The sequence below is a fragment of the Streptomyces sp. NPDC005576 genome, from assembly GCF_042871745.1.
GTDB lineage: Bacteria > Actinomycetota > Actinomycetes > Streptomycetales > Streptomycetaceae > Streptomyces.
In genome coordinates this window covers 155,724-167,150 of the sequence record NZ_JBIAJC010000016.1, presented here as the reverse complement: position 1 = coordinate 167,150, position 11,427 = coordinate 155,724, and the positions used below count along the sequence as shown (strand labels likewise).

At 72.2% G+C, this 11,427-nt stretch carries 12 protein-coding genes; 9 read left to right on the top strand and 3 right to left on the bottom strand.

Annotated features, from left to right (window positions below; genetic code table 11):
• The first annotated feature begins 29 nt into the window (after nt 1-29).
• The 5 genes from ACFYPN_RS27055 to ACFYPN_RS27035 all read left to right on the top strand — a co-directional run bounded on the left by ACFYPN_RS27055 (nt 30) and on the right by ACFYPN_RS27035 (nt 4,830).
• Complete coding sequence (locus ACFYPN_RS27055) at nt 30-1,046, top strand: zinc-dependent alcohol dehydrogenase family protein (RefSeq protein WP_389301741.1); 1,017 nt, start codon at nt 30-32, stop codon at nt 1,044-1,046.
• A gap of 69 nt (nt 1,047-1,115) precedes the next feature.
• Entirely contained in the window at nt 1,116-1,523 is a 408-nt protein-coding gene (locus ACFYPN_RS27050; RefSeq protein ID WP_389301738.1) for a cupin domain-containing protein, read from the top strand.
• 45 nt (nt 1,524-1,568) lie between these two features.
• The gene (locus tag ACFYPN_RS27045) at nt 1,569-2,609 is read left to right on the top strand and encodes an NAD(P)-dependent alcohol dehydrogenase (RefSeq protein ID WP_358761215.1); all 1,041 of its coding nucleotides are present in this window, start codon (nt 1,569-1,571) and stop codon (nt 2,607-2,609) included.
• A gap of 134 nt (nt 2,610-2,743) precedes the next feature.
• A complete protein-coding gene (locus ACFYPN_RS27040; protein ID WP_358761214.1) occupies nt 2,744-3,226 on the top strand; it encodes an Lrp/AsnC family transcriptional regulator in 483 nt (160 codons plus the stop codon).
• A 347-nt stretch (nt 3,227-3,573) separates the two neighbouring features.
• Complete coding sequence (locus ACFYPN_RS27035) at nt 3,574-4,830, top strand: serine/threonine-protein kinase (RefSeq protein ID WP_389301791.1); 1,257 nt, start codon at nt 3,574-3,576, stop codon at nt 4,828-4,830.
• Between the two features lie 33 nt (nt 4,831-4,863).
• On the opposite strand, the gene ACFYPN_RS27030 is transcribed toward ACFYPN_RS27035, so the two are convergent.
• Nucleotides 4,864-5,856, bottom strand: a complete 993-nt coding sequence (locus tag ACFYPN_RS27030; RefSeq protein WP_358761213.1) for an aldo/keto reductase — start codon at nt 5,854-5,856, stop codon at nt 4,864-4,866.
• 133 nt (nt 5,857-5,989) lie between these two features.
• Between ACFYPN_RS27030 and ACFYPN_RS27025 the strand changes: the two genes are divergently transcribed.
• Nucleotides 5,990-6,559: a DNA polymerase ligase N-terminal domain-containing protein gene (locus tag ACFYPN_RS27025; protein ID WP_358761212.1), complete on the top strand. Its 570-nt coding sequence runs from the start codon at nt 5,990-5,992 to the stop codon at nt 6,557-6,559.
• Between the two features lie 143 nt (nt 6,560-6,702).
• Entirely contained in the window at nt 6,703-7,662 is a 960-nt protein-coding gene (locus ACFYPN_RS27020; protein ID WP_389301733.1) for an alpha/beta hydrolase fold domain-containing protein, read from the top strand.
• A gap of 43 nt (nt 7,663-7,705) precedes the next feature.
• On the opposite strand, the gene ACFYPN_RS27015 is transcribed toward ACFYPN_RS27020, so the two are convergent.
• Nucleotides 7,706-9,523, bottom strand: a complete 1,818-nt coding sequence (locus ACFYPN_RS27015; protein WP_358761210.1) for an SLC13 family permease — start codon at nt 9,521-9,523, stop codon at nt 7,706-7,708.
• Between the two features lie 259 nt (nt 9,524-9,782).
• Here ACFYPN_RS27015 and ACFYPN_RS27010 point away from each other — a divergent pair, with 259 nt between their 5' ends.
• The gene (locus ACFYPN_RS27010) at nt 9,783-9,953 is read left to right on the top strand and encodes a hypothetical protein (RefSeq protein WP_358761209.1); all 171 of its coding nucleotides are present in this window, start codon (nt 9,783-9,785) and stop codon (nt 9,951-9,953) included.
• Nucleotides 9,954-10,152: 199 nt separating this feature from the next.
• Nucleotides 10,153-10,806, top strand: coding sequence for a DNA starvation/stationary phase protection protein (locus tag ACFYPN_RS27005; protein ID WP_358761208.1), 654 nt, complete (start codon nt 10,153-10,155; stop codon nt 10,804-10,806).
• A gap of 207 nt (nt 10,807-11,013) precedes the next feature.
• Here the strand turns inward: ACFYPN_RS27005 and ACFYPN_RS27000 are convergent, their stop codons facing one another.
• Nucleotides 11,014-11,277, bottom strand: coding sequence for a hypothetical protein (locus ACFYPN_RS27000; protein ID WP_358761207.1), 264 nt, complete (start codon nt 11,275-11,277; stop codon nt 11,014-11,016).
• Between the last annotated feature and the right edge of the window lie 150 nt (nt 11,278-11,427).

Below are 11,427 nucleotides of genomic sequence, written 5' to 3'. Positions count from 1 at the left end.
CCGTCCCCCCAGCATCTAAGGAATTCCTCATGCGCGGCGCAGTGATTCACGCTCCCGGTGATGTCCGGTTCGAGACCTTGGCCGATCCGGAGATCCTCCACCCCACCGACGCGATCATCCGTACCGCCGTCTCCTGCGTGTGCGGCTCCGACCTGTGGGCATGGCGTGGTCTGGAGCCGATCGGTGCCCCGCATCCGATGGGGCACGAGTACGTCGGTCTCGTGGAGGAGGTCGGCAGCGGGGTCACCTCGGTCAAGCCGGGGCAGTTCGTGGTCGGTTCCTTCGCGACCTCGGACAACACCTGTGCGAACTGCCGCAACGGGTACCAGTCGAACTGCCTGCACCGCGAGTTCATGAGCACCTGCCAGGCCGACTACGTACGCATCCCGAACGCCCAGGGCACTCTCGTCGCCACCGACGAGATCCCGGACGAGAAGTACTGGCCCGGTCTGCTGGCCGTGTCCGACGTCATGGGCACCGGCTGGTGGGCCGCCGAGGCCGCCGAGGTCGAGCCCGGTTCGACCGCCGTCGTCGTCGGGGACGGCGCCGTCGGCCTCTCCGCCGTCATCGCCGCCAGGGAGATGGGCGCCGAGCGCATCATCGCCATGAGCCGCCACGAGAGCCGTCAGAAGCTCGCCCTGGCATTCGGCGCCACCGACATCGTCACCGAACGCGGCGACGAGGGCATCGCGCGCGTCAAGGACCTCACCGGCGGCATCGGCGCCGACAGCGTCCTCGAGTGCGTGGGTACCGCCCAGGCCATGCGCCAGGCCCTGCACTCCGCCCGCCCCGGCGGCAACGTCGGCTTCGTCGGCGTCCCCCACGACGTCACCGTCGACGGCCAGGAACTCTTCTTCTCCCACGTCGGCCTCCGCGGCGGCCCCGCTCCCGTCCGCCGCTACCTCCCCGACCTCATCGAGCGCGTCCTCACCGACCGCATCGACCCCGGCAGGGTCTTCGACCTCGCCCTCCCCCTCGACCAGGTCGCCGAGGGCTACCGGGCCATGGACGAACGCCGCGCCATCAAGGCACTCCTCAAGCCCTGACGGCCCCGGGAGGGCCGAAAGCGAACGCACGGGCCGCACGCACGCGGGCAGTACGGAAAGGGAACGACCATGCAGATCACCCGGAGCTCGATCACCACTGCCAAGGGTCCCGCCGAATGGTTCACCGGTGATGTCTACATCGACGCCGTCGCGGCGGCGCCTGCGCCCTCCCGGGTCACCGCGAACCTGGTGCACTTCATGCCGGGCGCGCGCACCCACTGGCACGTCCACCCGCTGGGCCAGACCGTCTTCGTCACCGAGGGCGTCGGCCTGTGCCAGCGGCGGGGCGGACCCGTCGAAGTCATCCGTCCGGGTGACCGCGTACTGTTCGAAGCGGGCGAGGAGCACTGGCACGGTGCCGCACCCGACCGTCTGATGGTCCACGTGGCCATCAACGAGGGCGACGCCGAACACGCCGTCGTGCACTGGCTGACTCCCGTCACCGACGAGGAGTACACCGCCACCCCGGCCGGCTGACCCGCCCCGAGCCGGCCTACCGCCACCGCAGGACAGGAACACCTCATGCGCGTCAACGCCTACGCCGCCCCCGCCGTCGGGGAGCCGCTGGTGCCCACCACCGTCGAACGGCGTGCCGTCGGGCCCGGCGACGTACTCATCGCCATCCAGTACGCCGGTGTCTGCCACTCCGACATCCACACCGTCAACGGCGACTGGGGCCCCCAGCCCTACCCCGTCGTTCCCGGTCACGAGATCGTCGGAACCGTGGTCGAGGCCGGCACCGGAGTCACCCGCCACCGGGTCGGCGACCGGGTCGGCGTCGGTTGCATGGTCGGTTCCTGCGGCAAGTGCGCCAACTGCCGTGCCGGTGACGAGCAGTACTGCCAGGACGGCATGATCCCGACCTACGCGGGAACCGACCGTGACGGCTCCACGACCCAGGGCGGCTACTCCACCCACGTCGTCGTGGACGCCGACTACGTGCTGTCCGTGCCCGAGAGCCTGGACCCGGCGTCCGCCGCTCCGCTGCTGTGCGCGGGCATCACCACGTACGCCCCGCTGCGTCGCTGGGGCGCGGGACCGGGCAAGAAGGTCGCCGTCGTGGGCCTCGGCGGCCTCGGCCACATGGCGGTCAAGCTCGCGCACGCCCTGGGCGCCGAGGTCACGGTGCTGTCGCAGTCACTGAAGAAGCAGGAGGACGGCCTGCGGCTCGGGGCCGACCACTACTACGCGACCAGCGACCCGGAGACCTTCTCCCTGCTCGCCGGCCGGTTCGACCTCATCGTCAACACCGTCAGCGCCGACGTCGACATCAACGCCTACCTCGGTCTGCTGACGCTCGACGGCACCCTGGCCAACGTCGGCGCGGCCCCGGGCCCCTTCACCGTGCACGGGTTCCTCCTCGGCAGCGCCCGGCGCAACCTCACGGGTTCCATGATCGGCGGCATCGCCCTGACCCAGGAGATGCTCGACTTCTGCGCCGAGCACGGTATCGGCAGTGAGATCGAAGTGATCTCCGTCGACCAGGTCAACGAGGCCTACGCACGCGTCCTCGCCTCCGACGTCCGCTACCGCTTCGTCATCGACACCGCCACCCTCGCCTGATCCACGGGGACGTCCCCACCGAGCGCTGCGCCACCGGCACAGCGCTCGGTGGCTTTTCCGGGCCCGTCCGGTGCACGGGGGCCGGGATAGGCTCGGGGCACCCCCACACACCTCCGAGAAGAGGCAGGCGCACCATGGCGGTGGATGCTCTCGACACCCGTATCCTGCGGCTCCTCATCGAGCAGCCGCGTACCAGCGCGCGGGAGCACGCCCGCATCCTGGGGGTGGCCCGGGGCACGCTCCAGGCCCGGATGGACCGGCTGGAGCGGGACGGCGTGATCACCGGTACGGGTCCCGTCCTCTCCCCCGCCGCCCTGGGCCACCCCGTGCTCGCCTTCGTCCACCTGGAGGTCACCCAGGGGCACCTGGACGAGGTCGGAGACGCGCTGGCGGAGGTCGCGGAGATCATCGAGGCGTTCTCGACCACCGGGGGCGGGGATCTGCTGACCCGGGTCGTGGCGCGGGACAACGGCCATCTGGAAGATGTGATCCAGCGGCTCATCCAGTTGCCCGGCGTGGTGCGGACCCGGACCGAGGTGGCGCTGCGCGAGCGGGTACCGCACCGGGTGCTGCCGCTGGTGGAGTCGCTGGGACGAACGGCCGCCGTACGCGGCTGAGCACCGGCCCGCCGGGTACTGCCCCCCGGGTGCACCGGCCCACCACCGGTCCCGCGCCGAACGGGGGCCGGATGCCGGTCACTTGTCGCCGGTCGTGCCGCCCGAGGCGTCGCGCTCCCGGCCTCTGCCTCGGCGGGCGCCCCGACGGGTACCGGAACTGACCGGCCGTAACATCGGGTCCGCCGGACAGATATCCTGATCATCGCCGCGAGCCCCGCCCCGTCCCGCTCCTCGTGAGCACGACCGTGCGTCGCCCCGGCTGACGCAACGGGCCACAATTCGAGATAGGTGTACAGGTGCTGGTAGCTGATCGGTACCGGTTGGTGTCCCCCATCGGGCGTGGCGGCATGGGTGAGGTGTGGCGGGCGACGGACGAGGTCCTCGGCCGCTCGGTCGCCGTCAAGCTGCTGCTGGGGGACCGGGCCGACTCCTCTTCCACCGCACGGTTCCGGCTGGAGGCGCAGACGGCCGCCCGGCTGAGCCACCCGCACCTGGTGGCGGTCTTCGACTTCGGTACCTGGGAGGACCGCCTCTATCTCGTGATGGAACTGGTCGAAGGGCGCAGTCTCGGCGATCTGCTGACCGCCCAGGAGAGCGTCCACCCCGAGCAGGTGGCGCGCATCGCGGGCGACGCCGCGGCCGGACTCGCCGCCGCCCACCGCCAGGGGGTGGTGCACCGCGACATCAAGCCGGGCAACCTCATGCTGGACGCCGAAGGCTCCGTGAAGATCGGCGACTTCGGGATAGCCCAGTTCGTCGACGATCCCTCGACGGCGCTGACGACGGCCGGTCAGATCGTGGGGACGAGCCTGTATCTGGCGCCGGAGCGGGCGCTCGGCCGGACGGCGGGCGCGGACTCCGACATGTACTCGCTGGGTTGCGTCATCTACCACCTGCTGCTGGGCCGCCCGCCGTTCCGCTCGGACACCGCGGCCGCCACGCTTTATCAGCATGTCGACACGCCTCCGGTACCGCTGCGGGACCAGGGTGTCGACATCTCACCGGCCTTCGACGCCTATCTGCTGGGCCTGCTCGCCAAGAAGCCCGAGCAGCGGCCGACCGCGCAGGAGGCGGCCGACTGGTTCCGTACGGCGGCGTGGCGCGGGAGCCGCGCTCCGCTGGGAGCGGCAGGCGGCGGGGCGCACTCGGCCGTACCGACGGGCGCTCCGGGGGGCGCGGGCGCTCCGGGGCACCGGACGGGGCAGTCCGGGGGGCGGCGACGGGCGGCGCCACCGGTGAATCGGGCGGCCCCCCGGGCGGGGAGCCGCTCCGGCAGCCGTGCGGCGGGCCGGGGTGGAGCGAGTTCCGGCGGTCGCCGACTCACCGCGGGCGAGGCCATCCGGCGGCGCCCCCGGGTGGCCAGCGCGGTGGCGGGCTCGATCGCGTTCGTGGTGGCCGTCTATCTGGGCACAGTGATCTTCGGCCACGACTCCGACCCCGTCGTGACGCCGGGCACCGGTGCGTCGCAGGGGGTCACCCCTCAGGGTGAGGGCTCCCCCGCCCCCGCCGCGTCCGACGCCCAGCACGGTGGGCAGCGGGGCTCGGGCGGCGAGGACGGCAGCGGGGACGGCGACGGGAACGGGAACGGGAACGGGGACGACTGAGCGGTCGTCCCGTCCCCCCAGCCGGACCGCTTTCTACCAGCGGTCGTGCACGCTCGCGCGGATGCGGCGGTCGTAGAGGTCGCGCACCGCGTCCAGGGTGGGCTGCGGCAGCGGGGCGAGCGCGGCCGCGGCGGCGTTGGCACGCGCCTGCTCGACGGAGCGCGCGCCGGGGATGACGCTGGTGACGCCGGGCTGCTGGATGATCCATCGCAGCGCGGTCTGGGCGGGGGTGGCGCCCTCGGGCGCCAGTGCGGAGAACTCGGCGGCGGCCTCGATCCCGGTCGCGTAGTCGATGCCGGAGAAGGTCTCGCCCTGGTCGAACGCCTCGCCGTGGCGGTTGAACGTCCGGTGGTCCTCCGGGGCGAAGACGGTCTCGGCCGTGTAGCGGCCGGAGAGCAGACCAGAGGCGAGCGGCACCCGGGCGATGATGCTGACGCCGGCGGCGACGGCGGCGGGGAGGACCTTCTCCAGCGGCTTCAGCCGGAACGGATTCAGGATGATCTGCACGCTCGCCACGCCGGGGCGGGCGATCGCGGTGAGGGCTTCCTCGCAGGTCTCGACGCTGACCCCGTAGGCGGCGATGCGCTGCTCCGCGACGAGGGTGTCGAGCGCGTCGAAGACGGCGTCGCTGGAGTAGACGCTGGTGGGCGGGCAGTGGAGCTGGACCAGGTCCAGGGTGTCGACGCCCAGGTTCGCCCGCGAACGGTCGTTCCACGCGCGGAAGTTGTCGAGTACGTAATTCTCCGGGACCTGGGCCTCGCGGCGGCCCATCTTGGTGGCGACGAAGACGCCGGCGTCCGGCCGGTCCTTGAGATAGCGGCCGATGAGCTGTTCGCTGCGGCCGTCGCCGTAGACGTCCGCGGTGTCGAAGAAGGTGACGCCCGAGTCGACCGCCGCGTCGAGCACCCCGAACGCGTCCTGCTCGCGTACCTCCCCCCAGTCCCCTCCGAGCTGCCATGTTCCCTGTCCGACGACCGATACGTCACGGCCGGTCCTGCCGAGAGTGCGCTGTTCCATGGAGCTCATGTTATTGCCCGCCGCCGGGGACGGGTCCGGCACGGGGGGCACGGGGGGCACGGCCCGCCATGCGGCCGTGGGGACGGGGCGGCACAGTGGAGGGAGGAGTGGAACGGCCCGGGGGCGACGGAGGGAGTTCAGCATGCAGGACGAATCCGTACCGTCACTGCCGCGCTTCGTCGTGCAGATCCACGCCGCACGGCGCATGCACTTCGACTTCCGGCTGGAGGTCGACGGCGTACTGCGGTCATGGGCGGTGCCGCAGGGGCCCTCGGACAACCCCAGCGACCGGCGACTGGCGGTCCCCACGGAGGACCACGCGCTGGAGTACCGCGAGTTCGAAGGGGTGATCCCGCCGGGCGAGTACGGCAGCGGCACCGTGATCGTCTGGGACCAGGGCACCTATGTGCCGCTCGGCCACGACGAGCAGGGGGTGCGGGTGCCGTTCGCGGAGTCCCTGGAACGCGGCCACGCCACCTTCCGGCTCTACGGCGAGAAGCTTCGGGGCGAGTTCGCGCTGATCAGGTTCCGGACGGGCCAGGAGGACGCGCGCGGTCAGGAGGCGTGGCTGCTGATCAAGGCCAAGGACGAGCAGGCGGTGCGCGACCGGCCCGGCACCCCCGACCCGTACCACGCACGCTCCGCCCGGACCGGGCGTACCCTGCACCAGGTGTCGGCCGCGGAGGCCGGGCAGGGCCCCGCCCCGGGTTGAGCCTCCGGGCACCGCCCGACCGGCGCGGGTACGGCGACGACTACTGTGGGACACGCCCGGCGGCCCGGGGCGCACGCCTCGTCGAACGGCCGGCCGGCAACCTGCCCCGCCGTCCCGGCCGATCACCCGAGGAAGACCGAACCGTGCCCACGCCCTTCCCCTTCGAGCTCCTCGCGCCGCCGAACCCGCTGACCCTGCCGCTGCCGCCGGCGGCTCACCCGTCCCCCGGTGTCCGCCTGGTGCGCGGAGTGCCGTACGGAGTGATCGACGGGGCCCGGCCGCTGGAGCTGGATCTCTGGCTGCCCGAGAACGCCCCCGGTCCGTGCCCGGTGATCGTGTTCGTCCACGGCGGGGCCTGGCGGCAAGGCCTCCGCGACGACATGGGCCCTCTCCTGAGGGACGCCGTGCAGGACCCCTTCGCCCGATTGGTGGCGGCCGGTTTCGCCGTGGCGTGCGCGGACTACCGGCTCAGCGGTGAAGCCGTCTACCCCGCCCAGCTCGACGATCTGCGCACCGCCCTCGGCTGGCTGCACGCCCGGTCCCGCGAACTTGGCACGGACTCCTCGCGCACCGTCCTGTGGGGGGCGTCGGCGGGAGGTCATCTCGCGGCCCTCACCGCACTCGCGGGTCCGGCGGGCACCGCCGTCCCCCCGGTGCGGGGGTGCGTGGTGTGGTACGCCCCCACCGACCTCGCCGCGCTGGTGGAGGACTGTCCGCCGGGCCGCTTCGACCCCGGGTCCACCGCCTCCTTCGAAGCGCTGTTGATCGGGTCGGCCCTGGACGCGGCACCCGACCTCGTCGCGGCCGCCGGCCCGGCGAAGCGGGTCACGCCGGACGCGCCGCCCTTCCTCGTCCTGCACGGTACGGAGGACACGCTCGTACCTGTCGCCCAGGGGCGTCGGCTGGCCGCCGCGCTGCGCGAGGCCGGGGTGCCGGTCGACTTCCGGGCGATCGACGGCGCAGACCACCTGTGGGTGGGCCTCGACGGGGACCGGATCGAGGAGTGCTTCCTGACGTCCCTGCGTTTCGCACGGTCGGTGACGGTCCAGCAGACCAACGGCGCTGAGGAGAACGGCCCGGACCGGGCGCCCCGAGCAGGCTGAGCCCGCGTCCCCTCACCCGTGGCACCCACCGCGCGCCCTGCCGTCACAGCGGCCACACCCGGGGCACCACCGTCAGTGCCACCACCAGGAACCAGAGGACGACCGGCAGGCCGAAGCGCCAGTAATCGCCGAACCGGTAGCCCCCCGGCTCGTACACCATGAGATTGGCGGCGGTGGCCACCGGGGTGAGCATCGCGGCCGCGGCGGCCACCGCGACCACCATGAGGACGGGAAGCACGGAGACCCCGACCTCCTGGGCGGCGGCGGTCGCTACGGGAATGACGATCAGTGCGGTGGCGGTGTTGCTGACGAACTGTCCGAGCACGAGCGTGACGAGGAAGAGGCCGCCCAGCAGGGCGTACCGGCTACTGCCCGCCATGTCCACGATGAGGCGGGCGACGGAGTCCGCGGCACCCGATTTCATGATCGCGGTGGAGAGCGGGAACATCGCTCCGACCATCACCACGGTCGGCCAGGACACTCCCCCGTACGCCTCGTGCACCGAGACGACCTTGAGGAGGATCATCGCCACGGCCGCGAGCAGGGCGGCGACGGCCGGCGAAACCAGCCCGGAGGCGAGCAGGATCACCATCGCGGTCATCACGGCGAGGGCGCGCCGTCCGGCCGGCCCCACGGGGGTGTTCTGGCGCCGGACCGCCGCGGGTGAGTCGACCAGCAGCAGGTCGTCGGAGTAGGTCGCCGCGGTGCCGCTGAGCGCCGGCCAGGACCCGTGCAGGAGAAGGGTGTCGCCCGCGCGCAGCGTGACGCTGCCCGGGTCGGCGTTCTGTCCGTCCCGGTGGACGGCGAGCACCACGATGTCCCGGGCCTCCGTCAGCAGGCCGGGGAAGACCCGCGCGCCGACCAGGGCCGAGCGCGGTGAGATCAGCACCTCCGCCAGCCCGACCTCCCGGTTGACCAGCGCACCGGCCCGCTGCTCGCCCAGCCGGGCCCGCTGCGGGACAAGACCGTGGATCTCCGCGAAGGCGTTCAGTTCCTCCGGCGTTCCGCGCACCACGATCTGGTCCCCCGCGGCGAGGGCGTCGGTGGTCCGCAGTTCCTGGTCGTCCGAGCCCCCGCGCAGCGCCCCCAGCACGACGAGGTCACCGCCCCCGGTGTCGAGCGAGGGAAACGTCTTCCCGACGCACGACGATCGTGGGGACACCACCAGGCCGCCGAGGTGGTCACCGAGTCCGTAGTGCGCGACGAGGGTGAGGGTGTGGTTGCTCAGATCCGGCGGAAGCGCGGCCGGGCGCCGGGAGGGCAGCAGCCGGTCACCGAGGAAGACGGCCGCCACGACCGTACCGGCGACCAGCGGGACCCCCACCCAGAGAAAGGAGAAGAAGCCGAAGCCCCGGCCGCTCGCTTCCTTCGCCGCGTCGGAGACCAGCACGTTGATCGGGGTGCCGGTCAGCACCAGCATCGATCCGGCGTGTGCGGCGAACGCCAGCGGCATCACGAGTTTGGACGGCGGCATGCCCACCCGGACCGCCAGCATCACGACGACCGGCAGCAACGCGGCGACCGCGCCGTTCATGGTGATCAGCGCCGACAGGGCGGCGACGGAGACCAGCGTCAGCGCGACCAGCCGCCGGCGGCTCCTCCCGGTGCGGGCTGCGAGCAACTGCCCCGCCCTGGCCGTCACCCCGGTCACTTCGAGGCCCGCGCTCACCACGAAGAGCGCCGCCACGAAACCCACCACCGGGTCGCCGAATCCACTGAAGATCTGGGCGGGCGTCAGCACTCCGATGCCCACGAGGGCCAGCGCGGAGCCGAGTGCGACCGCTTCGACAGGCAGCCGGTTCAACGAGAACAGCACGATCACGGCCGCCAGTACCGACAGCACCAGCGAGGAATCGCTCATCGGCGAGTAAACCAGTAGATATCGGCCACGAGGCGAACGTACTGCACGAGGTTCTCCCCTCGCACCGAGCGGCGGGGCGCGGCCCGCCGTGGGCGGCGCGAACGGGGCGGCGCGGCTCCCCGGCCCCGACGGCGCCGTGAAGGTGAAGTGGCCTGTCTGAGAACGGCGTCAGGGGGCACTAGAGGTCGTGTCCCGCCCGGAGAGGGCGGGCTTCCGCGGACCCGGCCCCGCCGCCGTCCCCTTCCGAGAGGAACCTTCCATGCTCGCCATCATCGCAGCGGTCCTGTTCTTCATCTCCTTCCTGATCAACGCCGCGGACATCGCCACGAACGACGTCTTCTCGTCCGGCAACGTCATGCTGCTCGGCCTGGTCGCCCTCGCCCTGCACGTCGCGGGGATCGGCGCCGGCTGGTCCGCCCGCCGCCGCTGATCCCCCACGGCACCCCCCGCGCAGGACGGGCGCTCCCGCCGGCCCCGCGGGGCGCCCGCCGGTCCGCCGGGCCCGGGCCTGGGCCGACCGATACCGTCTTCGGGGCCCAGTCCAGTGGAACAGTGCCGCGAGGGGAGTGAGAGGCGGGAATGCGGGGGCAGACGTGAGGCCGTAGACCGTCCGGCGAACCAGGAGCGACATGCCGTCCAAGACCCCTTCCCCCGAGTACACCGTCCCCGGCCTCAGCACCGCGGAGGGCGCAGAGGTGATCGACGCGCTGAAGCTGCGGCTGCACGCGCTCAACGACTTGGCCCTCACCCTCAAGCACATCCACTGGAACGTGGTGGGCCCGCACTTCATCGCGGTCCACGAGATGCTCGACCCGCAGACCGTCGCCGTACGCGAGATGGCCGACTCGGCGGCGGAGCGCATCTCGGCTCTCGGGGGTGAGCCGCAGGGAACACCGGGCGTGCTCGTCGCCGAGCGCACCTGGGACGACTACAGCATCGGCCGGGCCGATGCGATCGCCCACCTCGGTGCCCTGGATCTCGTCTACACCGGGATCATCGAGAGCCACCGGGAGGCGGTGGAGAAGGTGGGTTCCATCGACCCGGTCACCGAGGACCTTTTGATCGAGCACCTGCGCGGACTGGAGCAGTTCCAGTGGTTCGTCCGTGCCCACCTCGAAACCAGCGCCGGCACCCTCAGCACCGGCGGTGCGTCCACCGAGAAGGAGGCCGCCCGCGGGACCGGTGCGGCGAAGCGGGTGCCGGCCGCCAAGACGGCGACCGCCAAGCCCGCGCCCGCCAAGCGCACCACCAAGAAGGCCGCACCGGCCAAGCGCGCTCGCTGACCGCACGCGTACGAGCCCGGCACGCCGACGCCGCCCCGCCCTCAGTCTTCCGGCGGGGCGGCGTCGGCGTTCCCCGCGCGAAACCCGCGCCCAGAAGGGCCGGCTCGGGCAGCGGGCGCCATGCCGGAGCGGCCGGCGCCCGCGCCCGTGAACGCGGACGGGGCCCGCCCCCGTCATGGGAGCGGACCCCGTCCTGTGCGGTACGGATCAGTCGTTGTCCAGGTACTCGGCCCAGAAGAAGCCGCCCTCGACCGAGGCGGCCTCGCGCTCCTCCGAGGCGTAGGTGATGCCGTACGGGCCACCGAGGTTGAGGTACTCGGCGTTCTCACGAGAAGCATCGGCCTGGAAGTAGCCCGCGGCGACCTCGACGGACTCACCGCCGTTGTCGTTGCCGTGGGCGGCGGCAGGACCTGCGGCCATCAGCCCGGCAGCGGCGACGGTAGCCACGGTGATCGCGATACGGCGAAGCATGTGTACTCCTGTGGGGGTCGTGACGAGTGGTGCGTTCACCGCATAATCACCCTTTTCGAACACCACCGAAAGCTGTCGCGCGGGGTATGCACCTGAACGGATGGCGGCCTTGATCCACATGCGCGCACCCTGCCCCTGATCGGCCCAGCG